This is a genomic window from Streptomyces iranensis (assembly GCF_017874715.1).
GTDB classification, from domain to species: domain Bacteria; phylum Actinomycetota; class Actinomycetes; order Streptomycetales; family Streptomycetaceae; genus Streptomyces; species Streptomyces iranensis.
Genome location: NZ_JAGGLR010000008.1, coordinates 336,871 through 363,505, shown reverse-complemented (window position 1 = coordinate 363,505; position 26,635 = coordinate 336,871). Strand labels below are relative to the sequence as shown.

Below are 26,635 nucleotides of genomic sequence, written 5' to 3'. Positions count from 1 at the left end.
ACTGCGCCCGTACGCCACTGCGCCCGTACTCCACTGCGCCCGTACTCCGTTGTCCCTGCTCTTCGTTGGTCCTGCGCGGACGGCCCTGGGTAGGACAGAATCGAGGAGACCGTCGTCACAAGGGGGACTTGGTGCGGATCGACGTAGCGGTGACCGGTGGGGAGGCGGAGCTCCGTTCGCTCCACGACTGGCTGGGACGGGATCCGGGCGCGCGCCATGGCGCCCGGGTGGAGCTGGTCCAGGCCGAGCCCTCGCCGGGCCAGATGGGCGTGCTCACCGATGTGCTGCAGCTGATCACCGACAACGCCTGGAGCGCGGCCTCCTTCGCGCTGGCGCTGTCCACCTGGCGGCAGACGCGGCCGCACGGCCGGCGGATCACCGTGCGCCGTGGCGACCTTACGGTCGACATCGACAGCGGCGGCGACGAGGAGCTGCGGCGGCTGATCGCCGCGCTGGAGCGCCCGGCCGCCCCCGAACCGGAACAGGAACCGGACCATCAGGGCGGCGGGGAAGGGCGATAGCCGTGGCCGTTCTGCCCGACCCGGCCACCAGCCGCGCGGTGCTCATCGGCACCAGCAGCTATGCCCACCTGGAGCAGATCCCGGCGGTGGCCAACAACCTGAGCGCGCTGGCCGGGGCCCTGTGCGCCCCGGGCTCCTGGGGGCTGGCACCCGAACACTGCACGATCATCGAGGACCCCAGCACCGCGGTCGAGGTCCTCGAGGCCGTCCGGACCGCGGCCGAGGAGGCCACGGACACCCTGCTGGTGTACTTCGCCGGACACGGCCTCGTGGAACCGCGCCGCGGCGAGCTCTTCCTGGGGCTGACCGGGTCCATACAGCACCGCTCCTACACCGGACTGCCGTACGGCACACTGCGCGACGTCGTGCTGGACGGGCGGGCCGGGCGCCAGGTGATGCTGCTCGACTGCTGCTTCAGCGGACGCGTGCTCGGCTTCATGAGCGCGGCGAGCGCCGAGGCGGTCATCGACCAGGTGGAGATCGAGGGCACCTATCTGCTCGCCTCCGTCCCCGACACCAGCTTCGCGCTCGCCCCGCCCGGTGAGCCCCATACGGCCTTCACCGGTGAGCTGCTGCGGCTGCTGCGCGAAGGGGTGCCGGGCGGGCCGGAGCTACTGGACCTGGACACGGTCTACGCGCAGGTGTACGCGGCGCTGCGGGCCAAGGGGCGGCCGCTGCCGCAGAAGCGCGACCGCAATACGGCGGGCGGGCTCGCCCTGGCCCGCAACGCCGCCTGGGCACCGCCCGGTTTCGGCCCGGCGCCCCCGCCGTACGACCACGAGCCGACGCCACTTCCGCCGTACGACCACGAGCCGCCACCGCCCACGCCGTACGACCACGAGCCGCCGCCACCGCCCACACCGCTGCCCGCCGTGCCGCCGATGCCCACCTGGTCGCCGATGGCCCTGCCGTCGCCCGCCCCGCTCCCCTCCCCCGGCGGCGCCGCTCGGGGCCGCCGCCGCGCCGTCACCTACGGGCTGGCGGGAGCGCTCTTCGTGGCCCTGGTGGCCGCGGGCGTACCCCTGGCGATGTCCTGGATGAAGGACTCGTCCACGGACGACTCCGGGCAGCACCCGTCGAAGTCGAAGTCGTCCGGCAAGCCGAAGCCGGGCCCCACCTCCGGGAACAACGCCGCGGCCAAGGGCTCCGTCGTCAACCTCTCGACGAAACGGGGCGGGACGCTGAAGTTCATCAGCAAGGACGACGCGGACTACTGGGACCCCCAACGCACCTATTACGGCTACGTCTGGAACTTCTCCCGCTACTACGCCCGCCAACTGGTCACCTACGCCCCCAAGCCCGGTAAGGACGGCACCGAGCTGGTCCCCGACCTCGCGGAGAAGGTGGCCAAGGTGACCAACGGCGGTAAGACGTACACCTACACCCTGCGCAAGGGGATCACCTGGGAGGACGGCTCCCCAATCACAGCCGAGGACATCAAATACGGCATCGAGCGGGTCTGGGCCCAGGACGAGATCTCGGGTGGCCCGATCTTCCTACAGCAGGCGCTCGATCCCGACCTCACCTACAAGGGGCCGTACAAGGACAAGCTCGGCCTGAAGGCCATCGAAACCCGGGGCGACAGGACCATCGTCTTCAAACTGCCGAAGGCCAACGGCGACTTCGAGCGCATGCTCGCCACACCGTCCGGATCCCCCGTGAAAAAGGAGAAGGACACCAAGGACAAGTACACGGACAGGCCGTTCTCCTCGGGGCCGTACAAATTCGGCCCCTATCATCCGGACAAGTCGCTGGAACTGGTCCGCAACACCAAGTGGAATCCGTCGTCCGACCCGATCCGCACCGCCCTCCCCAACCGGATCACGGTGGCTGTCAACAACAATGACCAGGCGAGGGCCGAGGCGCTGTTCTCCGGCGACTACGACCTGGACCTGGGGTCCTCCGGACTCACCGAGCCCGCCCTCACCAAGGCCAAGGGCAGTTCCGACCTCAATGCCCGGCTGGACAACCCGTACACCCAGACACTCCTGTTCGCGGCCCTGCCCCGCTCCGTCAAGCCCCTGGAAAACGTCCACTGCCGCAAAGCGGTCCTCTACGCGGCGGACCGGGAGAACATGCAAACCGCCTCCGGAGGTGTGCTCTCCGGCGATATCGCGCCCCATATGCTTCCGCCCACCATCACGGGCTCCGACTCCTCCTACGACCCGTACGAGACGCTCAAGAAGCCTGGCAAGCCGAACGCCACCAAGGCGGAAGCGGAACTGAAGGCGTGCGGAAAGCCGAACGGCTTCACGACCACCATCGCGGTGCGCAACAACCGCCCCGCCGAAGTGGCCGTCGCCGAATCGCTCCAGTCGTCGCTGCGGAAGGTCGGCATCGAAACCGAGATCGATCAGATCGACGGCAGTCAATACGCCGTGACGATGGGCTCCCCCGCGACGGTGAAGAAGAAGGGATACGGCATCGTCATCTACCGGTGGGGCCCCGACTTCCCGACCGGTCAGAGCTTTCTGCAGCCGCTGGCTGACAGCCGTTTCATCCAGAGCACCGCCAATGCCAATGTCGCCGAGCTGGACGATCCCACGATCGACCATCTCTTCGACACGGCGATCGCCGAACAGGACCCGGAAAAGGCCGGGAGCGACTACGCACAGATCAATCGGAGGATCTCCGACTCCGCCGCGTATCTGCCCATCCTGTTCCAGAAGAGCGTGCTCTGGCGCGGTTCCCGGCTGACCAACGTCTATACGAGCGAGCCCTGGCAGGGCGCCTACGACTATGTCTCGCTGGGCGTCTCCGGGTGACCGAAGGCCCTGCGCACCGCCACGTTCGTGGTCGTGATGCCGCCGTCCACGGGGAGGGTGGTCCCGGTGATCCAGGCGGCGTCGGAGGAGGCGAGGAAGGTGATGGCGGCGGCGATGTCGGTGGGTTCGCCGACCCGGCCGAGCGGGTAGACCTCGGCGGCGCGGCGCAGGGTGTCCGCCTGGCCGTCCCAGCCGGGGGTGCGGATCGTGCCGGGGGCCACGAGGTTGACGCGGACGCCCCGGCCGGCGGCGTGGGTGGCCAGGGTGCGGGTGAGGCTGCCCAGGCCCGCCTTGGCGGCGCTGTAGGCGTGGTTGCCGAAGTCCTGGAGGCCGTTGACCGAGCCGACGTTGACGATCGCGCCCCGGCCCTCCGCGGCGGCCAGATGCGGCAGCGCGGCCCGGGAGCAGCGGAAGGCGCCGCCCAGGGTGACATCAATGTCCCGCTGCCACTCGTCGTCCGCCTGGTCCTCGAACAGCGGGGTGTCGACGTGACACGAGTGGGCGCTGTTGACCAGGACGTCCAGCCTTCCGAAGCTCCTTACGGCGTGCGCCACGGCCGCTTCGACATCCGCCCGCCGGGCCACGTCGCAGCCCAGCGACTCGGCCTCGCCGCCGTCGGTCCGTATGGACGCGGCGGCCTTCGCGGCCAGTTCGCCGTCCTGGTCGGTGATCAGCACCCGGGCGCCCTCGTCGGCGAACCTGCGGGCGGTCGCCTCCCCGATTCCGCGCCCCGCGCCGGTGAGCATGACCGCGTAGCCCTCGAATCTCCGCACCGTGTGCTCCTTCTCGTCGGCTCCGGGACCGCCGCCGCCCCATGGCGGCGGTCCGCCGGGATCTTGACCGGCCCCGGCATGATCCTCCCGCGCCGGGCGTTGCACCATAAGGAGAAACACAAGCACACACGCTCGGTCGGCATGGCGGGAGTCGGACAGTGGTGGACGTCCAGGGCACGGTGGCGAACGGTTTCGAACCGGTCCGGGACGCCTTCGCGGCGAACTTCGCCCGGCATGGCGAGCGCGGCGCGGCCGTGGTCCTGTACCGGGAGGGCGAGAAGGTCGTCGATCTATGGGGCGGTACGAAGACCCCCGACGACGGCCCCGAGCCCTGGGCCCGGGACACCGCCCAGGTCATCCGGTCGGTCACCAAGGGCGTGGCCGCCGCCGTGCCGCTGCTGCTGCACCAGCGCGGCCAACTGGACCTGGACGGCCGGGTCAGCACCTACTGGCCGGAGTTCAAGGCGGCAGGCAAGGAGCGGGTGCTGGTGCGGCATCTGCTGGCGCACCGCACCGGCGTGCCCGTGCTCGACACCCCGCTGACCCCCGACGAGGCCATCGACGGCATATCCGGGCCGCGGGCCGTCGCCGCCCAGCGGCCCGTATGGGAGCCCGGTACCGCGCACGGCTACCACGCCCAGACGTACAGCTGGCTGCTGGGCGAGCTGGTGCGCAGGGTCACCGGGCGGACCATCGGGCGCTGGATCGCCGAGGAGATCGCCCGGCCGCTGGGGCTCGACCTGTGGCTCGGGCTGCCCGAGGAGCAGCGGGACCGGGTCGGCCGGATCGCGGCGGTGGAGGCGCTCTCCGCGCCCGCCGCCCAGGGGCCGCGGCTGCGCCCCAAGCGGTCGGTGGCCGAGGCGTACCGGGACCCCGAGTCGCTGACCCGGCGGGCGTTCGCCGCGATCACCCCGCTGCCGGACGAGAACGACCCCGCGTATCTGGCCGCCGAGTTGCCCGCCTCGGGCGGGGTGGCGACCGCCGAGGCGCTGGCCCGCTTCTACGCGGCGCTGATCGGCCCGCTGCCCTCGGCCCGTACGGTCCGCTCGGGGGGCAGGCTGTTCGCCCCGGCAACGCTGACGATGGCCCGTACCGAGGAGTCCGCGGGCCCTGACCGGGTCCTGGTCGTCGGCACCCGCTTCGGCCTCGGCTACATGCTGCACGGCCCGGCCTGCCCGCTGCTGGGGCCGGGCTCCTTCGGCCACCCGGGGCGCGGTGGCTCCCTCGCCTTCGCCGACCCGGAGGCGCGCATCGGCTTTGCCTACGTCACCAACGGTATGCGGCGCGGTGTCACCGCCGATCCGCGTGCGCAGGCGCTTGTGCGCGCGGTGCGGACCAGCCTGGCGGCGCGGGAGGCGTAACGGCGCGCCCCGCCGCAGGTGCGGCGGGGCGGCGTGGAAGAGAGGGCGCCACGCGCCCCGGGTATGCCTCCGAGCGCCCTCCCGTACCCACATACGCGGGTCCACCAGGGCCAAGGGTCCCTATTGCGCCGTCCCCGGCCACCGCACACTGGAATCCGGGGGAACATCGGGGGGCACGTGGCTCGGTTACGGGGGCGGCTGCGGCCGCGTTCATGGGCGTGGGCGTGGCGGTGGGCACGCGAGGAACGACAGCGGGGGCGCGGGCGGGCGCCACGCCCCACCGACGGATATCACCAGGTCGCCGAGGAGCCGGCCGACCGGCACCGGCTGGCCCGCCGGGACATGGAATGGCAGATGCTGCGCATCCTGCTGATCTTCCGTCTGATGCACGGCATCCAGCTGGCGGTGACGGTGCCCGGGATCGCGGGCCGTCTGCCGCACCGTGGCGGGGCGTTGCTGCTGCTGATCGCGGTGGTGGCCGAATCCCTGTGGTTCGTCGCGCATATCGTCCGCAACCACCGGCGGATGATCGCGGACGACACCGAGCGGGAGCGAGCGGGCGCCCGGCCCGACCCGCAGAGCCCGCCGCCGACCACGTACGACGGTGTGGCGGCCGGTGTGGAGCTGTGCTCGGCCGTGGCGTTCCTGTGGGCCTGTGCGCTGGTCATGGGCCCGCACCGGTCGCAGGACATGGCCCCGCTGCTGGTGCTGACCACCGAGCAGATCTCGGCCGCGGGCATCGGCTCGGCGCTCGGCCGGCCGCGGCGGGTGCTGATCATCGGCACCTGCGCGATCGCCGCCTCCTACGCCGCGGTCGTCGCCCTGGGCGACGGCGGCCCGGCGGCGCTGGCCCGCTCCGATGTGCTCATCGGGCTCACCGGCTACGGGGCGCTGGCGTATCTCATCCGCCGCGGCGCCGCGTTCCTGCTGCAACTCGCCGCCGACCTGGGCGACATGAGCCTTCAACTGCATGAGCAGGAACAGCGCAAGCTGCTCGCCATCGAGCTTCACAACCACCTCGGCCACACTCTCAACGCCTTCCAGCGGATCGACGCCTCGGACCCCGAGCAGATCGACTCGCTGCGCAAATCGGCGGTGGTGGCGCGGGAGCGGCTGGCCACCTTCATCGGCACCGGACGGTTCAGCGAGTCGGTGCCGCTGATCGGCATGGTCCACCGGCAGGTGGCCCTGGCCACCAACGACACCCTCACCGTGGAACCGATCGTCACCGAGCGGGTGGTCGGCGCCGCGGCCCGGGTGCTGCCGTCCCAGGTGGAGCTGCTGGAGCCCGCGTTGCGCGCCCTGTTGATCAATGTGCCGCGCAGCGCCGGGGTGCACGACGCGGTGCTGCATGTGGACCTCGTCGAGGACGCCGACGGCGGCGAGCTGGTGGAGCTGGTGGTCACCGACGAGGGCGTGGGCTTCCCGCCCGCGGTGCTGGCGCGCGGGGTCGGCGCCATGCGGTCACTGGCGCTGCACGAGAGCCTGCTGCGCGAGCGGGGCGGGGCGCTGCGGGTGCGGTCGGTCGACGGGTTCACGCAGGTGACGCTCACCCTGCCGATCCAACGGGACAACAACACCGAGACGGGTTACACGACCGAGCCGAGTCAAGGGGGCGTCGGATGAGAGACGAGTCGGCCGAGTACGGACCGAAGCAGCCACTCCAGGTGGCGGTGGTCGAGGACCATGAGATGACCAGACGCGGCCTGGTGGCCGCGCTGAACGCCGATCCACGGCTGACCGTGGTCAGCGAGGTGGACTCCGTGGAGCAGCTCGAGGTGAGCGGTGCGGAGTACGACGTATGCGTGGCGGACATGATGGGGGTCGGCACCGCCGAGCAGTTCGCCGACCTGGTGCGCCGCTCGGACGTGGTGGTGTGCACGGCGGCCGAGCAGTGGCGCCAGCGGGTGGCCCCCTGGGTGTGCGGGGCGAAGGCGGTCTTCGGCAAGACGGTCGGCGCGGCGGTCCTGGCCAATGCCGTATGGGACGCCCGCAACCATCCGCACTGGCTGAAACCGCATCTGGCCTCCGCCCTGGAGACGGCGGTGCGCGAATGCGGGCTCAGCGTGCCGCCGTACTTCGCCGATCTGCTGGGGCGCACGGCCCGCGGCGGCCGGGTGGCCTGGATCCTGGAGGAGCTGGGCGTCAGCGAGAAGCGCTACGGGGAGGATCTGCGGGACTTCCGGATGCAGTGCGCTCGGGCCGGGCTCGGCCAGCTGACCCTGCTGGACGCGCTCTACATGGCCTCGTCGGCCGAGCAGCCGCCCGCCCATGAGCCCGTGGTGTTCTCCCCCTGGGCGGCCGGGCTGAGCGAGGGCCAGGTCCGGGCGCTGGAGTGGTACGCGGACGGGTACTCGTACGAGGAGACGGCCGCCCACCTCGATGTGAAGGTCTCCACGGTCCGTACGCAGATCGACCGGGCCATGACCGCCTGCGGGATCAACTCCAAACCGGCCGACATCCGCATGATGTTCGCGATGTACGTGTGCTCCCGGCACACCAAACCGGATCTGCTGCTGCGCCGGCTGACCGAGCTGGGGGCGCATCCGCCGCGCCGGGGCGGGGCCGAGCGATGAGGGGCCGCGCGACGAGGGCCCGCGCGTTACGGGGTTGCGCGGATGTCGGTTTCTGTCGTCACGGGCGCCGACAGCGATCTCCCGGATTTCCCACCGTCCCGGGGGACGAAAAGCGACACGCGGGGCGCGCAGGATCGATATCGGGCCCTCGCCGGGGGAGCCGGGGGCCCGCCTCTTCGGACGACCGGTTCGGACGACGGATTCGGAAGACGGGGGAAGCCCATGCCTGACCAGCGCGGCGCTCGTGAGACGGCCACCGACGACCGTTTCCTCGGCACCTTCGACGTGACCCTCCGCGGGACGGACGCCCGGCTCGAGTGCCGGTCCACCGGGGCCGGGAGCGACCGGGAGCGCGGGCGGGGGCGGGAGCGCGGACAGGGGCGGGAGCGTGGACGGGGCGCCCGGCGCGTATCGCCGCGCGGCGTCCTCCGCTACCGCGATGTGGTCTCCTTCCTGGTCCGCAACCGTGCGCGGGCGCCGGAAGCGGCCGCCGGCGCCGTGCTGCGGCGGCGCCAAGGGCCGGTGTTCGTCGTCCAGACCTTCTTCCTGGACCAGGAGGGCGTCCCGCTGGCCGACACCGAGGCGTCCGCCCCGGTCTGGGTCTGCCGGGCCCGGCGCCTGGACGAGGAGCTGTGCGCGGCCTTCGGGGACAAGGACCTCATCATCTTCGGAGAGGCGGGGCCGTCATGCTGAGCCTGCTGGGCATGGTCCTCCTCGCGCTCGGCGGGATCGGCGCGGTCGCGGTGGTCCATGTCGTCATCGTGACCATCGAGCTCCTGGCGGACTGGTTCCGGTCCCGGAGCGAGCGCCTGCACACCGATCCCGATCTGCGGGCGGTCACCGTCTCCGAGTCCATCCGCAACGGCAATGTCAGCTATATCCAGGGGCTCTTCGACACCTCGCGGGAGCAGTTCGTCGAAAGCCGCCGGATCGAGGGGAAGCAGGCCGAGCAGCGGGTGCGCAGCGCTCATGCCCACCACCGGGTCGCGGTCTGGGGCTGAGGGTCCGGGGCGCGGCCGGTGTTCGAGGGGGGAGATCCAGTGAGGAACCTGGGCAGGGGTTCGCGTACCGCCTTCGCCGTCACCGGGATTCCGGGCGGCACCGACGATGTGGAGGCGGCGCTGCTGCGGACCCGGCTGATCGAGGCCGCGAAGGAGTTCAGCGGCCGCGGCGGACCACGGCCGCTCACCGTCACCGTCACCAACCAGCCACGGGGAGCGGCGGCGGAGTCGGGGCCGCGCGCGGGCGCGCCGACGGAGACGGAAGCGGAATCGGAATCGGAATCGGGGCCGGACGAGCCGTCGATCGCGGAGCGGGCGCGGCGGTTCACCGCGACACCACCGCTGTACACCTTCGACCGCCTGGTGCTCCCGGACCGGACGCTGGACCAGCTGCTGCGTGCCGTGCACACCGTGGAGCAGCGCCGGGTGCTGTTCGACGAGTGGGGGCTGCGCGAGATCCAGCCGCACCCCGGCTCGGCGATCAACCTGGAGGGCGCGCCCGGCACCGGCAAGACCCTGGCCGCCCACGCCCTCGCCCACCGGCTTGGGCGTCCGCTGATCCCGGCCCGCGCCTCGCAGTTGGAGAGCAAGTACCACGGGGAGGGCCCGAAGAATCTGGCGGCGCTCTTCCACGCGGCGCGTGAGCAGGGCGCGGTGCTCTTCCTGGACGAGGCGGACGCGCTGATGTCCTCGCGGTTCGAGACCACCAGCCATGGCTCGGAGCACGCGGTGAACGCCATGCGCAGCGAGATGCTGACCGCCCTGGACAGCCATGAGGGGCTGGTCGTCCTGGCCACCAACCTGGTGACCAGCTATGACACGGCGTTCGACAGCCGGGTGTGGCATGTGCGCTTCCCGGCGCCGGACAAGGCGGCGCGGGCCGGGATCTGGCGGTGCCATCTGCCCGAGGCGCTCCCCCTCGCCGAGGATGTCTCGCCGGAGGGGCTGGCCGGGGTCGACGAGGTGACCGGGCGCGATATCCGCCGTGCGGTGATCGACGCGGCGGCGGAGGTGCTGCGGACGGGGCGGCCGCGGGTGGGGCAGGCGGATCTGCTGGCGGCGGTGGAGCGGATCAAGGCCGGGCGCCCGTGCCGAGCGGCGCCGACGCCGATGTCCATGTCCGGCGGGTCCGGATGACCGTTCACCCGACCGGAGCGCCGCCTCACCGGTACTGGTCACCTCATCGGTACGGGTCACCCCGCCTACACGGGTCCGGCGGATCGATATGCGACTCCGCCGCATAGCAGGGGCGGGGCGGGGAGGGGAGCAGCCCGCCGCAGGCGCCACGGAACCCGGCGGCCCCCTGGCCCGTCACCTCACCGGCATCCTCACCTCACCGGAAACACCGGCACCCTCACCGAGCGCGGGTCGAAGCCGAAGGGGAGCTCCAGCCGGTGCTCGCGCATCAGCTCCTCGTCGCACAGCAGCTCCTGCGTTCCGCCGTCCGCCGCGATGACCCCGCCGCTGAGCACCACCGAGCGCGGGCACAGCTCCAGCGCGTACGGCAGATCGTGGGTGACCATCAGCACGGTCACCTCCAGGGAGCGCAGGATGTCGGCGAGTTCGCGCCGCGAGGCCGGGTCGAGGTTGGACGAGGGCTCGTCCAGGACCAGGATCTCCGGCTCCATGGCCAGTACGGTCGCCACGGCCACCCGCCGCCGCTGCCCGAACGAGAGGTGGTGCGGCGGCCGGTCGGCGAACTCCGCCATCCCGACGCGCTCCAGCGCGCGGCGCACCCGCTCCTCCAGCTCCGCGCCGCGCAGCCCGGCCGCGGCCGGGCCAAAGGCCACGTCCTCGCGCACGGAGGGCATGAACAGCTGATCGTCCGGGTCCTGGAAGACGATGCCCACCCGGCGGCGGATCTCGGCCAGATGCGCCTTCGCCACGGGCAGCCCCGCGACGGTGACGGTCCCGGTGCCCGCCGTAAGGATGCCGTTGAGGTGCAGTACGAGCGTGGTCTTGCCCGCGCCGTTGGGCCCGAGGAGCGCCACCCGCTCACCCCGGGCCACGGTCAGATCGACGCCGAAGAGCGCCTGATGGCCGTCGGGGTATGCGTAGGCCAGACCCGACACCTGGAGGGACGGCGGGGTGGTGGCGGGGTCGGTCATGGCAGCATCCATCCGGTCAGGCAGACCGCCAGCGCGGTCAGCGGGAGGGCGGCGGCGTACATCCACTGGGTACGGGACGCCGTCACATCGTCGATCACCGGCATGGTGCCCGTATAGCCCCGGCTGACCATCGCCAGGTGGACCCGCTCGCCCCGTTCGTAGGAGCGGATGAACAGCGCCCCGGCCGAGGAGGCGAGCACCCCCCAGTGCCGCACCCCGCGCGCCTCGAAGCCGCGCGACTGGCGGGCGATCCGCATCCGGCGCATCTCGTCGGAGATGACGTCCCCGTAGCGGATCATGAACGAGGCGATCTGCACCAGCAGCGAAGGCATCCGCAGCCGCTGCAACCCCAGCAGCAGGGCACGCAGTTCGGTGGTGGACGCCAGGAGGACGGAGGCGGCGACGCCGAGGGTGCCCTTGGCGAGGATGTTCCAGGCGCTCCACAGCCCGGACTCGCTGAGCGACATCCCCAGCGCCTCCACCCGCGGGCCCTCCGCGATGAACGGCATCAGCACGGCGAAGGCCACGAACGGGATCTCGATCAGCAGCCGCCGCAGTACGTACCCGGCCGGGATCCGGGCCGCCACCGCCACTCCGGCCAGCAGCACCGCGTACGCCCCGAAGGCCCAGACGGCCTCGCGGGGCGTGGAGACGACCACCAGGACGAAGCAGAAGACGGCGGCGATCTTGCAGTGCGGGGGGAGGGCGTGGACGGGCGACCGGCCCTCCCGGTAGAGCTTGTGCGCGTGTCCCGCGCCCACGGTCAGCCCCGCTCGCTCTCGGCCGTCGCCCTGCGCCGCCGTATGACGACGAAGACCCCGGAGCCGACGGCGAGCGTGGCCCCGACCCCGATCACCCCGGCGAGCCCGCCGGAGAGCCGGGCGTCGGTGATGTCCTTGACGCCGTAGTCGGCGAGCGGGGAGTCCTTGGCGGCGTGGTCCTCCGCCTTCTGGTCGATCCCCTTGTCATGGGCGACCTTCTCCAGCCCGTCGGGGCTGGCGGAGGCGTAGAAGCTGACGACCCCGGCGCACAGCAGCGCGGCCGCGAGCCCTGCCCACCACACGCGCCGCGCCGACCGCCGTGGCGCCGCGGCGGGCGCCGGTGTCCCGGTGGGCTCGGACGTCTCAAGGGCCTCGGAGGTCTCGGAAGTGTCGGAAGTGTCGGAGGTCGCCGCGGCGGGTTCGGCCGCCGGGCCCTCGGCCCGCGCCACCGCTCCCGGGGCGGCCGGGGCCAGCGGGCTGCTGCGGATCTCCAGCGGACGCGCGGTCACCCCCCGCGCCCCGTACACCAGATCCGGCCGTACGGCCACGACGGCACCGACCGTCAGTGCGGTGATCGCCGCCTCGCCGATGCCGATCAGCACATGCACACCGACCATCGCCGCGAAGACCTTGCCGATCGCCACATCGGCCGTGCCGCCGAGCGCGTAGATCACCGTGAAGGCCACCGCGGCGGCCGGTACGGAGATCAGCGCGGCAACGAAGGACGCGACGGTGACCGTACGGCGGCGATGCGGGGCCAGCTTCACGATCGCGCGGAAGAGCCCGTACGCCACGACCGTGGTGACCAGGGCCATGTCCGTGATGTTGACGCCGAGCGCGGTGAGCCCGCCGTCCGCGAACAGCACGCCCTGCATCAGCAGCACCACGGAGACGCACAACACCCCCGTGTACGGCCCCACGAGTATCGCGGCCAGCGCCCCGCCCAGCAGATGGCCGCTGGTCCCGGCGGCCACGGGGAAGTTCAGCATCTGTACGGCGAAGATGAACGCCGCGACCAGCCCGGCCAGCGGCGCGGTCCGCTCGTCGAGCTCCCGCCGGGCACCGCGCAAACTGACCGCGACGGCCCCGGCCGCGACCACACCGGTCGCCACCGACACCGGTGCGTCGATGAATCCGTCGGGCACATGCATGGCGGAACTCCGCTCCTGAGCTGCAGCTATCGGCCCGATGGTAGCCCGTACCTGCAACTCGTTCGCAAGAGCGCCGACGTCGCGGAATCGCGCGGGCTCGCGGAAAACGCCGAACGGCGGCCTTCCGGGATCGGAAGGCCGCCGCCGGGCCGAGGCGTGACGCCAGGTGTTCAGACGCGGGTCAGACGCGGGTCGGACGCGAGTCAGACGCGGGTCAGCTCGGCGTCTGGGTCGGAGTCCCTGTCGCGCTGCCGGTCCGCGGAGGGCTGCTCGAGCTGCTTGCGCAGGCCCTCGCCCTCCACATCCACGTTGGGCAGCGCCCGGTCCAGCCAGCGCGGCAGCCACCAGGCCGCCTTGCCGAGCAGCGCCAGGACCGCCGGGACGATGGCCATACGGACCACGAAGGCGTCGAAGAGAACGGCGGTGGCCAGGCCGAAGCCGATCATCTTGATCATCGACTCGGACGAGCCGATGAATCCGGCGAAGACGCTGATCATGATGACCGCGGCCGCGGTGACCACCCGGGCGCCGTGCCGGAAGCCGGTGACGACGGCCTGGCCGGGGCGCTCGCCGTGGACGTACGCCTCCCGCATCCGGGTCACCAGGAAGACCTCGTAGTCCATCGCCAGACCGAACACCACACCGATCATGAAGATCGGCATCATGCTCATGATCGGACCGGTCTCCTCGACCCCGAACAGATCCGCCAGCCAGCCCCACTGGAAGACCGCGACCACCGCGCCGAGCGCCGCGACGACGGAGAGCAGGAAGCCGAGCGCCGCCTTGAGCGGGACCAGGACGGACCGGAAGACCACCATCAGCAGCAGGAAGGCCAGTCCGACGACGAGTACCAGATAGGGCACCAGCGCGTCGTTGAGCTTCTGCGAGATGTCGATGTTCATCGCCGTCTGGCCGGTCACCAGCACCTCGGTGCCGGTGTCGGACTTGAACCCGCTCGCCTCGTCCCGGATGTCGCCGACCAGGTTCTCGGTGTCGATGCTGCTCGGCTTGTACTTGGAGATGACGGTGATCGTCGCGGTGTCACCGGCCTTGTTGAAGGTGGCCGGGCTGACCGCGGCCACCCCGTCCAGACCGGTGATGGTCTTACGGACCTGCTGGGCCGCGCCCCTGGCGTCATCGCTGCCCTTGGCGTCGACGACCACCATCAGCGGACCGTTGGAACCGGGGCCGAAGCCCTCGGAGATCATGTCGTACGCCTGGCGCTTCTGGCTGCTGACCGGCTGCGAGCCGTCGTCCGGCAGACCGAGCTCCAGGCTGGCGGCGGGCAGGGCGGCCGCACCCAGTCCGAGCACGGCCACCAGCAGCACCAGCACCGGGCGGCGCAGCACGAAGCGGGCCCAGCGGGTGCCCATGTTGGGCTTCTCCTCGGGGGCGTCCGCGCCGCTCGCGGCGGCCGCCGCGGCACGCTCCTCCATCCGCCGGCGCGCCCTGCGCCCGAACACCCGCTTGCCCGCGAAGCCCAGCACCGCCGGGATGAGGCTGATCGCGATGAGGACGGCGATGACGACCGTACCGGCCGCGGCGAAGCCCATCTTGGTCAGCATCGGGATGTTGACGACGGCGAGGCCGACCAGCGCGATGACGACCGTAAGGCCGGCGAAGACGACCGCGGAGCCCGCGGTGCCCACGGCACGTCCGGCGGCTTCCTCCCGGTCCCGTCCCTCGGCCAGCTCCGCGCGGTAGCGGGAGACGATGAACAGCGCGTAGTCGATGCCGACCGCGAGGCCGATCATCATCGCCAGTGTGGAGGTGGTGGTGGACAGCCCCAGGGTGGTGGCGAGCGCGGTGATCGACGAGATGCCGATGCCGACGCCGATGAGCGCGGTCAGCAGTGGCAGTCCGGCCGCGACCAGCGAGCCGAAGGTGATGGCGAGGACGACCGCGGAGATCGCGATGCCGATGATCTCGGTGGAGCCGGTCTCCGGCATCTCCTGGAGCGCGTCACCGCCGATCTGCACCGACAGCCCCGACTTCTCGGCCTTCTCCCCCACCTCCTTCAGACCGTCCTTGGCGGGGTCCTCCAGCTCCATCGCGTTGACCTTGTAGCTGGTCAGGATGTACGCCGTGGTGCCGTCCTTGCTGACGGCCCGAGCCTGGTAGGGGTCGGCGACCGAGGCGACCTGCGGCGAGCTGGCCTTGAGCTCGGCGACGGTCTTGGTGACCACCGCCTTGTTGTCCGGGTCGGTCATCTTCTCGCCGCTCGGGGCATGGAAGACCACACGGGCGGTGGCACCGTCCGCGTTACCCCCGGGGAACCGCTGTTCCAGCAGGTCGAATGCCTTCTGGGCCTCGGTGCCCGGAATGGAGAAGCTGTCGTTGGCGGGCTGGGAGGCGGTGGCGGCGCCGACGCCCGCTACCGCGAGCAGCGCCACCCATATCAGCGCGACGAAGCCGCGTCGCCGGAAGGCGAACCGGCCGAGTTTATAGAGGAAGGTGGCCACGAGAAGGGGTGCTCCCGTCGGTTGTCTGGCAGAACAGGGATGGGTGACCGAACCGGCGACGAGAGCGGCGCGCCGGCCGGGGCCTTATGTGGTTGTGCGGGGAGATCAGGGGGGAGTGAGGAGGTGAGAGGAAGGGCTATGCGGCGCCGAGTGCGGGGAGGATCACGGCGTCGATGTACTCCAGGAGATACGTCTGGTCCGGCTGCTTGCCCTCGACGAGCGGTCGGGTGATGAACGCGCCGCACATCATGTGCACGACGTAGTTCAAGGCGGGCCGGTCCGGGGCGACTTCGCCGCGGTCGACGGCGCGCCTCAGCAGCGCGTGGAGCGCGTCGATCTCGGGGAAGATCAACAACTCTCGCAGGGCCTGATGAAGGTCCGGGTTGTCATGACTTGCGTGGGCGAGTCCCCTCATCAGCGCGGCGTCCCGCTCATGGGCGGTCTCCGAACACCGCGCGATCTCCCGCAGGTCCCCGCGGAGCGATCCGGTGTCGACGCCTTCGAGCAGAACGGGCTTGGTGTGCCGCAGCGCGGTCGCGACCAGCTGCGGCTTGCCTTTCCACTGGCGGTAGAGCGTGGCCTTGCTGGATCGGGTGCGGGCCGCGACGGCGTCCATCGTCAGACCGTCGTACCCGACCTCACCCAGCAGCTCGACCACCGCCTCGTACAGCTCCCGCTCGCGCTCGGGGGAGAGTCTGCTGCGGCGCACCCGGGCGGTGTCGCGGTCCTCCGTCGGCTGATCCGTGGTCCGCATGGGGCGTCGCCTCCCTCCGAACTTCGAACTCTGGACTTCGGACTCTGAACTTCGGACTTCGGACTACGGGCTTCGAAACTTCCGAACGAAACGGTTTCGTACTCCTCCAGCATAAGCCCGGTCGTATCGAAACTACGCCGTTTCGTTCGTGGTCTCGGTCACACAACCGAGTTGCTCCGAATGGCGTAGCTCGAAAACATGGGTGGGTGGAGCCTTACGCGTGCGACGACGACCTGGCGTACCTGCGATTTCCGCATCTGCACGGCGACTTGCTGTGCTTCGCGGCCGAGGACGATCTGTGGGCCGCCCCGCTGACCGCCCCGGGTGAGCCACCCGGGCGAGCGTGGCGGCTGACCGTGGACCGTACCCGCGTCGGACCTCCCCGCTTCTCCCCCGACGGCTCCCAGATCGCGTTCACCACCTGGCGCAGCCTCGACCCGGAGATCTATCTCGTCCCCTCGGCCGGCGGCCCGGCCCGCCGGCTGACCTACTGGGGCAGTACGGACGCCACGGTCTGCGGCTGGACCCCGCCGGACCAGGACGGCGCCTCCCAGATCCTCGCGGTCTCCTCCCATGAGCAGCCGTTCTCCCACTTCTCCTGGGCCTACAGCCTGCCCACCGACGGCAGCCCCGGCGGGCGGCTGCCCTGGGGGCCGGTGGCCGACATCGCGGTGGCCGACCTCGACGGCGAGCGCCGCACCCTGCTGCTCACCGGCAAGCCGCCGCACGAGCCCGCCACCTGGAAGCGCTACCGGGGCGGTGCCACGGGCCGGCTGTGGCTGCACGGCACCCGGCTCGTGGAGAAGCTGAACGGCCACCTGGACGCGGCGATGTTCGTCGGCGGCCGGATCGCCTTCCTCTCCGACCACGAGGGCATCGGCAACCTCTACTCCTGTCTGCCCGACGGCACCGATCTGCGCCGCCACACCGACCACGCCGACTTCTACGCCCGGCACGCCTCGACCGACGGCTCCCGCGTCGTCTACCAGTGCGCGGGCGAGCTGTGGCTGATGGACGACCTGAGTCCGGACGGCGAGCCGCGCAAGCTGGACGTGCGGCTCGGCGGCGCGCGCACCGGGCGACGGCCCTACCAGGTGCCCGCCGCCTCGCATATCGACTCGCTGTCGGTGGACACCACCGGCCGGGCCAGCGCGGTGTGCGTCCGCGGCAGCCTGTACTGGCTCACCCACCGCGACGGCCCCGCCCGCACCCTCGCCGACACCCCGGGCGTCCGGGTGCGGCTGCCTGTGATGCTGGGCTCGACCGGCCGGGTCGCCTACCTCACCGACGCGGAGGGCGAGGACGCCATCGAGATAGCGCAGCTGCCCCGGGCCACCGGCCCCACCGAGCCGCGCCGGCTGGCCGCCGGTCGGCTGGGCCGGGTGCACGAGCTGGAGCCCTCGCCGGACGGCGACCTGCTCGCGGTCGCCGCGGGCGACGGGCGGCTGCTGCTGGTGGACACCTCCCCCGACGGGGACGGCGAGGTCACCGAGCTGATCCGCTCCGACAACGGCCCGGTGGGCGACCTGGCCTTCGCCCCCGACTCGGCCTGGCTCGCCTGGTCCCACCCCGGGATAGGGCGCACCCTGCGCTCGATCAAGATCGCGCGGCTGGCCGACCGGACCACGGTGGATGTGACCAATGGGCGGTTCGAGGACGAGGAGCCGGTCTTCACCAGCGACGGCCGCTATCTCGCCTTCCTCTCCTGGCGCGGCTTCGACCCGGTCTACGACGTGCACACCGGCGACCTCTCCTTCCCGCTGGGCTGCCGCCCCTATCTCGTACCGCTGTCCTCCGCCACCCCCTCGCCCTTCGCGCTGTCCCCCGAGGGGCGCCCGGCGGCGGGCGGTCTTGACCCGGACGTCAGCGGGGGCGAGGGCGACGGCGACGGCACGGTGACGGTCGAGGTGGAGGGGCTGGCCAGCCGGGTCACGGCCTTCCCCGTCTCCGCGTCCAAGTACTCCTCGCTGAGCCCGGTCAGCGGCGGCGGGCTGGTGTGGCTGCGCTGGCCGATCTCGGGCGCGCTCGGCGAGACGTTCGCCAGCCCGGACGAGACCTCGAGCCGCCCCACGCTGGAACACTTCGACCTGGCGAAGGCCAAGCGCACCGAACTCACCGGTGAGCTGGACTGGTTCGTGGTCAGCGGCGACGGCAGCCGGCTGGTCGCCTACGACGACGGCGATCTGCGCGCGATGCCCGCCACCGAGTCCGGCGACAGCGACTCCACCGTCCACCTCGACATGCGGCGCATCCAGCACACCGCCGATCCGGCGGCCGAGTGGCGGCAGGCGTACGACGAGGCCGGGCGCATCACCCGCCACTACTACTGGGACCCGGGGATGTGCGGTGTCGACTGGGGCGGGGTGCTCGACCAGTACCGTCCGCTGGTCGAACGGGTCGCCTCGCCCGACGAGTTCGCCGACTTGCTCCGCGAGACCCTCGGCGAGCTGGGCACCTCGCACGCCTATGTCAGCGCGGCGCGGCGCAACGAGGGGCCGTCCCACTACCAGCGCCCCATCGGACTGCTCGGCGCCAACCTCACCCGCGCCAAGGACGGGCGGTGGGCGGTGGCCCGCATCCTGCCCGGTGAGTCCTCCGACTCCCGGGCCCGCTCACCGCTGGCCGGTCTGGGGATCCGGGACGGCGCCGTGCTCACCCATGTCGACGGGCGCCCGGTGGACCCGGTGGCCGGTCCGTATCCGCTGCTGACGGCCGCGGGCGGCACGACGGTGGAGCTGACCTTCGAGCCGCCGGAGGGCGAGGGGCCGCCGCGCCGGGTCGCGGTCTCCCCACTGATCGACGACCGGCCGCTGCGCTACCAGGACTGGGTCGCCCAGCGCCGGTCCGTGGTGCGGGAGTTGAGCGACGGGCGGTGCGGCTATCTCCACATCCCCGACATGGGCGGCTCCGGCTGGGCGCAGTTCAACCGCGATCTGCGCCGCGAGATGTCGCTGCCCGCGCTGATCGTGGACGTCCGGGGCAACGCGGGGGGCAACATCAGCGAGCTGGTGGTGGAGAAGCTCACCCGCAAGGTCATGGGCTGGGACCTGACCCGCAACGCCCGGCCCGTGTCGTACTCCAGCAACGCGCCGCGCGGGCCGATCGTCGCGGTCGCCGACGAGGCGACCTCCTCTGACGGCGACATGATCACCGCGGCCTTCAAGATCCAGGGCATCGGGCCGGTGGTGGGGCTGCGCACCTGGGGCGGGGTGGTCGGAATGACCGGCCGTCACCGCCTCGGCGACGGCACGTCGATCACGGTGCCGATGAACGCCGCGTGGTTCGACGCCTACCGCTGGGGCGTGGAGAACCACGGCGTGGAGCCGGACATCGAGGCTCCGCGATCCCCCGTGGACTGGGCGGAGGGCCGCCATCCGCAACTGGGGGTCGCCGTCCGTACGGCGCTCGATCTGCTGGAGCGGCATCCGGCCGCGACCCCGCCGGACTACTCGGACGTCCCCAACCTTCGCCGCCCCCAACTGCCGCCGCGCAACGGGAACTGACGGTGTGGGCGCAGGGGTGTATCCCCGTGATCAATCATGGGGATACACCCCTCCCGCCCTATGTGCCGCCTCTGTGCGTCACATCTCCTCGAAGGGCTCCTGGTCCATCGTCTCGTCGCCCATGCCCGGCTGACGGCGCTCACGGCCCATCCGCTGGGACTGCCCGTGAGCCTCCGGCCGGTCCTGCTGGCCACGGCGCTGCTCCTGCCCCGGTTCCCGGCGGGAGCGCTCCTCCATACGCTCACCGGACTGCATGCGCTCACCGGACTGCATGCGCTCAGCCGACTGCGTGCGCTCACCGGACTGCGTCTGCTGACCGCGCCGCGGCTCCTGGCTCCGCCCGCCCTGCTGCTTCCGCTTGGCCTGCTGAGCCTTCTCGTTCGACTGGTCCTTGGGGCCCATGTGTCACTCCTCATCGGGTGAATGGCGTCGGGCCCGACAAGAGTTACATGCACTGACTTTATCCGCATTCCGGACTGGAGGAGCCGAAGAAAGCCCAGGTCAGCACGGTTGACGGAGCGTTACTGGTGACGCTCCGTGCCCACGGTGCCCGCCGTGCGCGCCTTCTCGTCCGCCGCGCCGCCCTCGCCCACCAGACCGCCCCGCGCCTCCCGGGTCGCCGCCAGCCGAGGCTCGGCGCGACGCATCTCGCGCCGCCCCACAGCGTGGATGAACGCGGGCAGATAGCCGCGCATCGACTGCATACCGCGCAACCACCACTGCGCGTACACATGCGCCGACCGGCGCTCGATGCCCGCCACCAGCCGGTCCACCGCCGGGCCCAGCGGATAGGTGCGGCCCGCGGGCCAGGGCAGCCGCTGCCGTAGCTCGCGCATCACCTCGTCCCGGTCGGCGCCGCGCACCATATCGGTGTCCGTCCAGCTCAGATAGCCCACGCCGACCCGGACCCCACGGTGGCCCACCTCGGCCCGCAGACTGTGGGCGAACGCCTCGACCCCGGACTTGGACGCGCAGTACGCCGTCATCATGGGCGCGGGCGCGATCGCGGCCAGCGAGGCGATCTGCAGCAGATAGCCGCGGCTGGCGGTCAGCGCGGGCAGGAAGGCGCGGGCCGTGTTGGCGCCGCCCAGCAGATTGACCTCGATCACCCGCCGCCAGGCCGACTCATCGGTGTCCAGGAACGGACCCGCCTGGGCCACGCCCGCGTTGGCACAGACGATGTCCACCGCGCCGAACCGCTCCACGACCTCCGCCGCCACCCGCGCCATCGCCTCGGCGTCGGTGACATCGGCGTGCCAGTAGGCGGAGTCGGTGGGCAGCCGCTCCGAGACCCGCTTCAGCTCCTCGGGCTCCAGGCCCACCAGCGCGACCTTCGCGCCGCGTGCGGAGAGCTTGCGGGCGAGCAGCTCGCCGACGCCCCGCGCCGCACCCGTCACCACCGCGACCTGGCCCTCAAGACCCCTGCGCGCACTCATGCCGTCTGCTCCTTCGCCGCCACTGCCGTGTGCCCGGCTTCCGTCGCTGTTGTGGGCCGGGATTCCTGAGAGAGGGATTCCTGAGAGGTGAAGTCGGATTCCTGGGAGGTGAGGTGGGCTTCCCGGGAGGTGAGGTGGGCTTCCTGGGACGTTGTGAGATCGGTTTCCCGGGCTGTCCCGTACTCCTCGACCAGGCCGCGGATCACCCCGGTGACCGCCTCGGGATCCTCCAGCGGGGTCATATGGCCGAGCCCCGGGAGCTCGGTGAGGCCGGTGCAGTGCGGCAGCGCGGCGGCGAGGGCGTGGGCGTGCTCGGGCGGGGTGAGCCGGTCGGCGGCGCCGACGATGACGGCCGTGGGCACGGCCAGTTGACCGACCCGCGCGTCCAGTTCGAGGTCGGCCAGGACCCGGCCCCATCCGGCGCGTACGACGCGGGGGCAGGCGTGCAGGATCCGCGCGGCCACCTCCACCGTGGCCGGGTCGGTGCCGGGGCCCATCGCGACGTACCGCACCAGCCGCTTGGCGAGCGGGGTGACCGGGCCCAGCGGCGCGCGTGAGCCGAGGAGCAGGCGGTGCGCCCGCGCCCGTGCCCGCGGGGAGCGCAGCGGCACCACCCGCGACCGCTCCATCAGCCGTGAGGCGCCGGTGCTGCACAGCACCGCGGCGGCCGCGCGCTCGCGCAGCATGGGGCGGTCGGCCGCGGCCATCAGCGTCATCGCCCCCATGGAGTGGCCCGCCAGCACGGCCCGCCGACCGGGCGGAAGGGTCGCCTCCAGCACCGCCACCAGGTCGTCGGCCAAGGCGTGGGCGCTGTAGCCGCCGGGCCCTGGGGCCGGGCTGCGGCCATGGCCGCGCTGGTCGTAGAGGATCACCCGGTGGTCGGCCGAGAGGGCGCGCAGCACCGGCGCCCAGAAGGCCGTGGAGCAGACCCAGCCGTGCGCGAGCACGACGGCCGGGGCGCCCTCGGGGCCGTGCAGCTCCGCATGGATCCGGCTCCCGTCGGCCGAGACGACCGTCAGCTCGCGCTCCGGCACGGGCGGGACGTACGGCCCCGAGGGCGGCGAAGGAGCCCGCCTCACCGCGATCCCCTCCCCGCACCGGCCGTGGACACCGTGGCCTTGACCGGCCCGGTGCGCGGCCGCACCACCGTGTACTCGGCGAGGTCCACGCGCCGGGTGACCCTCCTCAGCTCGGACGTCGTCCCGGGCCACAGGGTGGTGTTGCGGCCGTTGTCGAGGTACCAGCTGTCGCAACCTCCGGTGTTCCACACCGTGCGTTCCATCCTTTCCTGGATCATGTCGGTGTAGGCACGCACCGCCGACGGCCGGGCGTCCAGCGCGACCTTGCCGCCGAGGGTGTCCAACTGGCGCAGATAGTCGGCCATATAGGCCAGCTGCGCCTCGATGACGAGGATCATCGAGCTGTTCCCGAGGCCGGTGTTGGGCCCGATGATGGTCAGGAAGTTGGGGAAGCCCGCCGGGGTGGTGCCGCGCAGCGCCTCCATCCCGCCCTTCCACTCCTCCGCGAGCGTCGTCCCGCGCGCCCCCGTCACCTGCTGGGCTATGGGGACGTCGGTCACATGGAAGCCGGTGCCGAAGATGATCACGTCGGCCTCGGTCTCGGTGCCGTCGGCACCGACCAGAGTGCTGCCGCGCACCTCCTTCAACCCCGTCGGGACCACGTCCACATGCGGCTGGGCGAGCGCCGGGTAGTAGTCGTTGGAGAGCAGGATGCGCTTGCAGCCGATGCGGTAGTCGGGGGTCAGCGCCGCCCGCAGCCCCGGGTCCTTGACGGCCCGTCGCATATGGGCGCGGGCCAGCCGCTCCACGAACCGCATCTCGCCCGGCCGCTTGGTGAAGGCCCCGACCTGCAGCTCCCGGATGCCCCACAGCACCCCGCGGCGCAGCGACCGGGTGGCCGGGATCTTCGAGTGCAGCCATCGCTCGAGGCCGCTGATCCGGCGATCCATCCGCGGCAGCACCCAGGGCGGGGTGCGCTGGAAGAGGGTGAGCCGGCCGACCTCACGCTGGATGGCGGGAACGATCTGGATGGCCGAGGCACCGGTGCCGATCATCGCCACCCGCTTGCCGCGCAGATCGGTGGTGTGGTCCCAGCGCGCGGAGTGGAAGACGGCGCCGGGGAAGCCGTCGAGCCCCGGGATGTCCGGGATCCGGGGGTCGGCGAGCGGACCGGTGGCGCTGACCACGACATCGGCGGTCAGCGAGCCCCGTGCCGTCTCCACCTCCCAGTGCACCGCCTCGGTGTCCCAGCGCAGGGACCGCACCTCGGCACCGAAGCGCAGGTGCGGCCGCAGCCCGAAGGTGTCGGCGACCCGCTCCAGATAGGCGCGGATATGGGGCTGGCCGGAGAAGTTCCGGGGCCAGTCGGGGTTGGGCGCGAAGGAGAAGGAGTACAGATGCGACGGGACATCGCAGGCACAGCCCGGATAGGTGTTGTCCCGCCAGGCGCCGCCGACCGCGTCCGCGCGCTCCAGCACCACGAAGTCCGTGACGCCCGCGCGACGCAGCCGCACCGCCGCCCCCAGCCCGCCGAACCCGGCCCCGATCACCGCCACCCGTACATGCTCATGCGTCAGCCCAGCCATGCCGCCGCCTTCCACGAACGCGAATACGACCGCGCCAGCAATCACTGGCACGATGGGAGCGTAGGACAGGGATCTACCAAGCGGTAGGGGCTGTGGATAACGAAGTTACCGGCGGTCGCACCCGACCGGCCGCGGCATGGGCTTCGGCATAGGCTTCCCTCGTGGCGACGAGCGAAGCGGACGAGGTACGCGAGTACCGCATGGCGGAACTGGCCGAGAGGGCCGGGATCACCGTGCGCACCCTGCGCTTCTACCGGGAGCGCAAGCTGCTCCCGCCACCGCGCCGCGAGGGCCGGATCGCCTGGTACAACGACCACCATCTGGCCCGGCTGCGGACGATCGCGGCACTGCTGGAGCGCGGCCACACCCTCGGCGGGATCGCCGAGCTGCTCGCCGCCTTCGAAAGCGGCCGCCGGGACGTCGGCGAGCTGCTCGGGCTGCCCGGCGCCGCCGCCTCCTGGCCCGCGGAGACCCCGGTCCGGCTCAGGCCGGAGGCGCTCGCGGACTACTTCCAGGGCGAGGTCACCCCGGAGAACCTCAGCACCTCACTCGACCTCGGCTACCTGGCCGTCGACGGCGACGAGATCGTCCACCTCAGCCGCCGCCTGCTGGACGTCTCACACACCCTGGTCGAACAGGGCGTCCCGCTGGCCGCCGTGCTCGGCGCGGCACGCGAGGTGCGTGAGCACGTGGACGCGATCGCCGAGACCTTCGTCACACTGCTGCGCGCCCATGTGCTGGCGGACGCCGTGGAGCGCGGCGAGGACGTCGGCGAGACCGTGGAGCGGCTGCGGCCACTGGCCACGAGCGTGGTGGACGCCGAGCTGACGATGGCCATGAACCGCCGGATGCGCGCGGAGCTGGGCGAGGCGCCGCCCCAGGGCCACTCCGGCAAGCAGTGAGCCCACGGGGCCGGTGAGCCCGCGGAGACCGGCGAACCCGCGAAGACCGGCGAGCCCGCCGAGACCGGCGAACCCACAGGACCGCTGCCCCGCGAACCTCAGTGAGCCGGGCCGTAGGCCACGGTCACCGGGGCGTGGTCGCTCCACCGCTGGTCGTAGGCGGCCGCCCGTTCCACCACCGCCTTGACCGCGCGCCCGGCGAGCCCCGGGGTGGCGATCTGGTAGTCGATGCGCCATCCGGTCGAAACAGAGTTCAGTACGATCCCGACCATGACGAACCAACTTCGCGCGTTAAGCGCCATCCGGCTGTCTGTCAGAACTGACGAGACAACGTCACCAAGCCGTCAACGCGCTGCCAACTCCAACGAGGCTGCCCGCCGTGGAGCCGTCATCGTCGGTGAAGCTGAGGACCTGGACGTCTCAGCGACGAAGACGACGCCCTTCAACCGGCCGGAGCTGGGCGCCTGGCTGGCCCGCCCAGACGACTTCGACATGATCATCTGGTGGCGCATGGACCGCGCCGTCCGCTCGATGGCCGACATGGCGGAGCTGGGCCGCTGGGCAAAGGACCACGGGAAGCTCTTGGTCTTCGCTGAAGGTCCCGGCGGCTCCCCGCTCGAACTGGACATGCGCACCGTGTCGCCTGTGTCAGAGCTCATCATGATGATGCTGGCCTTCAGTGCGCAGATGGAGGCCCTGGCCATCAAGGAGCGCGTCACAGGCGCGCAGGCTGCCCTCCGCACGCAGGGCCGATACTCCGGGGGCTTGGCCCCATACGGGTACGAGAAGATCAAGAATCCCGACGGCGAAGGCTTCAAGCTGGCCCCCGACCCGGAGGCAGTGAAGGTTCTGTCCGGCATCATCCGGGACGTCCTGGACGGCCAGTCCCTGACCGCCGTAGCCATGGCGCTGAACGAAGACGGCGTGCCCGTACCCAGGGATTACCAGGCCATCAAGGCGGGCCGTGAGCCAGGCGGGACCAGGCGAGGCCACAAGATCGAGCGCTTCCGCTGGACTGCGGGCACCTTGTCGAAGGTCCTCCGGTCCTCTGCCCTGATGGGGTACCGCATCCACCAGGGAAAGCCTGTCCGGGACCGCGACGGAAACCCGGTCCTGATCGGAGAGCCTGTCTTGACGCGGGAAGAGTTCAGCGTCCTTCAGGACCACCTCTCCACGCTGACTCCTCAGAAGAACCGGACCCGCAAGGACACCCAGGCCGTGCTCCTGGGCGTCGCGAAGTGCCGTGGCTGTGGCGGGAACCTGTACCTGTCGAAGCGGGCCGGAGGCAGCGACTACAACTGCCGAGCGACGGCCCGGGGTGACCGCTGCCCCTCCCCCGCTGGCATCCGCGCTGACTGGCTGGAGAAGTACGTGGAGGAGGAACTTCTGGCCCGCATCGGCGGCATGCAGATGACGAAGGTCATCACGCACAAGGGGTACGACCCTACGCCGGAACTTCGGGAGGTGGAGGAGGAGCTGAGGGCCCTCTACGCGGACAAGGAAAGTCGCAAGTCCCGAACCGGGCGCATGATCTGGCAAGAGGAGGTCGACGCCCTGGAACGGCGCGCGGAGGCCCTGGAGGCAACGCCCCGGACGGAGGTCCGGACTGAGGTCGTGGAGACAGGCGAGACCTACGCCTCCTTCTGGGCCCGGCATGACGCTGCTGGCCGCCGTCAGCTCCTCCTCGACGCTGGCGCACGCGTGACCGTAGCGAAGGGCCGTTCAGGCGGAGGGGCTGAACGGCTGAACGGACCGGACCCGGCGCGACTGGCGTTCACGATCGGTATGCACGCGGACCCATACGCAGCGGCTCTGGAAGCCGTGGAAGAGGAAGAGCGAGCGTCCCGCTTCGCCTGAGCTGACGACAGCACCACGACAACATCCAGTAGGCGCCGGTCCGGACATCAACTTGCCGGAAGAGACCGGACCGGCGTCCGCCCTTGAGCGGAAGGTCCA

General features: G+C 71.6%; 21 protein-coding genes and 1 pseudogene. 11 read left to right on the top strand and 11 right to left on the bottom strand.

All coding sequences use genetic code 11. From position 1 onward, the window contains the following. The first annotated feature begins 131 nt into the window (after window positions 1–131). Complete coding sequence (locus J2Z30_RS17130) at window positions 132–521, top strand: effector-associated constant component EACC1 (protein ID WP_044581520.1); 390 nt, start codon at window positions 132–134, stop codon at window positions 519–521. 2 nt (window positions 522–523) lie between these two features. After that, window positions 524–3,286, top strand: coding sequence for a caspase, EACC1-associated type (locus J2Z30_RS17125; protein ID WP_044571037.1), 2,763 nt, complete (start codon window positions 524–526; stop codon window positions 3,284–3,286). Here the strand turns inward: J2Z30_RS17125 and J2Z30_RS17120 are convergent. After that, window positions 3,259–4,059: an SDR family NAD(P)-dependent oxidoreductase gene (locus J2Z30_RS17120; RefSeq protein ID WP_044571039.1), complete on the bottom strand. Its 801-nt coding sequence runs from the start codon at window positions 4,057–4,059 to the stop codon at window positions 3,259–3,261. The genes J2Z30_RS17125 and J2Z30_RS17120 overlap by 28 nt on opposite strands. 158 nt (window positions 4,060–4,217) lie before the next feature. Between J2Z30_RS17120 and J2Z30_RS17115 the strand changes: the two genes are divergently transcribed. From J2Z30_RS17115 to J2Z30_RS17090, 6 genes are all read left to right on the top strand, one after another. Beyond that, window positions 4,218–5,420 carry a serine hydrolase domain-containing protein gene (locus tag J2Z30_RS17115; RefSeq protein WP_044571042.1) on the top strand — a complete coding sequence of 401 codons (1,203 nt, stop codon included), beginning with the start codon at window positions 4,218–4,220 and terminating at the stop codon, window positions 5,418–5,420. Window positions 5,421–5,597: 177 nt separating this feature from the next. Beyond that, entirely contained in the window at window positions 5,598–7,046 is a 1,449-nt protein-coding gene (locus J2Z30_RS17110; protein WP_209468717.1) for a sensor histidine kinase, read from the top strand. After that, window positions 7,043–7,996, top strand: coding sequence for a sigma factor-like helix-turn-helix DNA-binding protein (locus tag J2Z30_RS17105; protein WP_044571047.1), 954 nt, complete (start codon window positions 7,043–7,045; stop codon window positions 7,994–7,996). The genes J2Z30_RS17110 and J2Z30_RS17105 overlap by 4 nt, the downstream gene beginning before the upstream one ends. Window positions 7,997–8,218: 222 nt before the next feature. Further along, window positions 8,219–8,689, top strand: a complete 471-nt coding sequence (locus tag J2Z30_RS17100; protein WP_044571049.1) for a hypothetical protein — start codon at window positions 8,219–8,221, stop codon at window positions 8,687–8,689. Further along, window positions 8,683–8,997: a hypothetical protein gene (locus J2Z30_RS17095; RefSeq protein WP_044571052.1), complete on the top strand. Its 315-nt coding sequence runs from the start codon at window positions 8,683–8,685 to the stop codon at window positions 8,995–8,997. Before J2Z30_RS17100 ends, J2Z30_RS17095 begins: the two co-directional genes overlap by 7 nt. 39 nt (window positions 8,998–9,036) lie before the next feature. After that, window positions 9,037–10,134: an ATP-binding protein gene (locus J2Z30_RS17090; protein ID WP_308279946.1), complete on the top strand. Its 1,098-nt coding sequence runs from the start codon at window positions 9,037–9,039 to the stop codon at window positions 10,132–10,134. 191 nt (window positions 10,135–10,325) lie between these two features. On the opposite strand, the gene J2Z30_RS17085 is transcribed toward J2Z30_RS17090, so the two are convergent. From J2Z30_RS17085 to J2Z30_RS17065, 5 genes are all read right to left on the bottom strand, one after another. After that, the gene (locus J2Z30_RS17085; RefSeq protein ID WP_044571058.1) at window positions 10,326–11,105 is read right to left on the bottom strand and encodes an energy-coupling factor ABC transporter ATP-binding protein; all 780 of its coding nucleotides are present in this window, start codon (window positions 11,103–11,105) and stop codon (window positions 10,326–10,328) included. Continuing rightward, entirely contained in the window at window positions 11,102–11,866 is a 765-nt protein-coding gene (cbiQ, locus tag J2Z30_RS17080) for a cobalt ECF transporter T component CbiQ (protein WP_037948253.1), read from the bottom strand. The genes J2Z30_RS17085 and cbiQ overlap by 4 nt, the downstream gene beginning before the upstream one ends. A 2-nt stretch (window positions 11,867–11,868) precedes the next feature. Then, window positions 11,869–13,017 carry an energy-coupling factor ABC transporter permease gene (locus J2Z30_RS17075; protein ID WP_209468716.1) on the bottom strand — a complete coding sequence of 383 codons (1,149 nt, stop codon included), beginning with the start codon at window positions 13,015–13,017 and terminating at the stop codon, window positions 11,869–11,871. A gap of 203 nt (window positions 13,018–13,220) precedes the next feature. Beyond that, window positions 13,221–15,479, bottom strand: a complete 2,259-nt coding sequence (locus J2Z30_RS17070; RefSeq protein ID WP_044571061.1) for an MMPL family transporter — start codon at window positions 15,477–15,479, stop codon at window positions 13,221–13,223. A 136-nt stretch (window positions 15,480–15,615) separates the two neighbouring features. Next, window positions 15,616–16,233 (bottom strand): TetR/AcrR family transcriptional regulator, encoded by a 618-nt coding sequence (locus J2Z30_RS17065; RefSeq protein ID WP_214664930.1) that lies wholly within the window; start codon window positions 16,231–16,233, stop codon window positions 15,616–15,618. A gap of 206 nt (window positions 16,234–16,439) precedes the next feature. On the opposite strand from J2Z30_RS17065, the gene J2Z30_RS17060 reads away from it, so the two are divergent. Beyond that, window positions 16,440–19,736: a S41 family peptidase gene (locus tag J2Z30_RS17060; RefSeq protein WP_044571064.1), complete on the top strand. Its 3,297-nt coding sequence runs from the start codon at window positions 16,440–16,442 to the stop codon at window positions 19,734–19,736. A gap of 78 nt (window positions 19,737–19,814) precedes the next feature. Here the strand turns inward: J2Z30_RS17060 and J2Z30_RS17055 are convergent, their stop codons facing one another. The 4 genes from J2Z30_RS17055 to J2Z30_RS17040 form a co-directional block, all read right to left on the bottom strand. Further along, complete coding sequence (locus J2Z30_RS17055; RefSeq protein ID WP_044571066.1) at window positions 19,815–20,138, bottom strand: hypothetical protein; 324 nt, start codon at window positions 20,136–20,138, stop codon at window positions 19,815–19,817. Between the two features lie 119 nt (window positions 20,139–20,257). Next, the gene (locus J2Z30_RS17050; protein WP_044571069.1) at window positions 20,258–21,172 is read right to left on the bottom strand and encodes an SDR family oxidoreductase; all 915 of its coding nucleotides are present in this window, start codon (window positions 21,170–21,172) and stop codon (window positions 20,258–20,260) included. Further along, on the bottom strand, window positions 21,169–22,251 hold the full coding sequence (locus J2Z30_RS17045) for an alpha/beta fold hydrolase (RefSeq protein ID WP_078956703.1): 1,083 nt from the start codon (window positions 22,249–22,251) through the stop codon (window positions 21,169–21,171). Before J2Z30_RS17045 ends, J2Z30_RS17050 begins: the two co-directional genes overlap by 4 nt. Further along, window positions 22,248–23,777, bottom strand: a complete 1,530-nt coding sequence (locus J2Z30_RS17040; RefSeq protein ID WP_044571071.1) for a flavin-containing monooxygenase — start codon at window positions 23,775–23,777, stop codon at window positions 22,248–22,250. Before J2Z30_RS17040 ends, J2Z30_RS17045 begins: the two co-directional genes overlap by 4 nt. A 161-nt stretch (window positions 23,778–23,938) precedes the next feature. Here J2Z30_RS17040 and J2Z30_RS17035 point away from each other — a divergent pair, with 161 nt between their 5' ends. Next, the gene (locus J2Z30_RS17035; protein ID WP_308279945.1) at window positions 23,939–24,679 is read left to right on the top strand and encodes a MerR family transcriptional regulator; all 741 of its coding nucleotides are present in this window, start codon (window positions 23,939–23,941) and stop codon (window positions 24,677–24,679) included. Between the two features lie 98 nt (window positions 24,680–24,777). On the opposite strand, the pseudogene J2Z30_RS17030 reads toward J2Z30_RS17035, so the two are convergent. Then, window positions 24,778–24,921 (bottom strand): annotated as a pseudogene (locus J2Z30_RS17030) (exodeoxyribonuclease III); the annotation flags it as partial. Window positions 24,922–24,949: 28 nt separating this feature from the next. On the opposite strand from J2Z30_RS17030, the gene J2Z30_RS17025 reads away from it, so the two are divergent. Further along, the gene (locus J2Z30_RS17025) at window positions 24,950–26,536 is read left to right on the top strand and encodes a recombinase family protein (protein WP_044571076.1); all 1,587 of its coding nucleotides are present in this window, start codon (window positions 24,950–24,952) and stop codon (window positions 26,534–26,536) included. Window positions 26,537–26,635 lie beyond the last annotated feature (99 nt).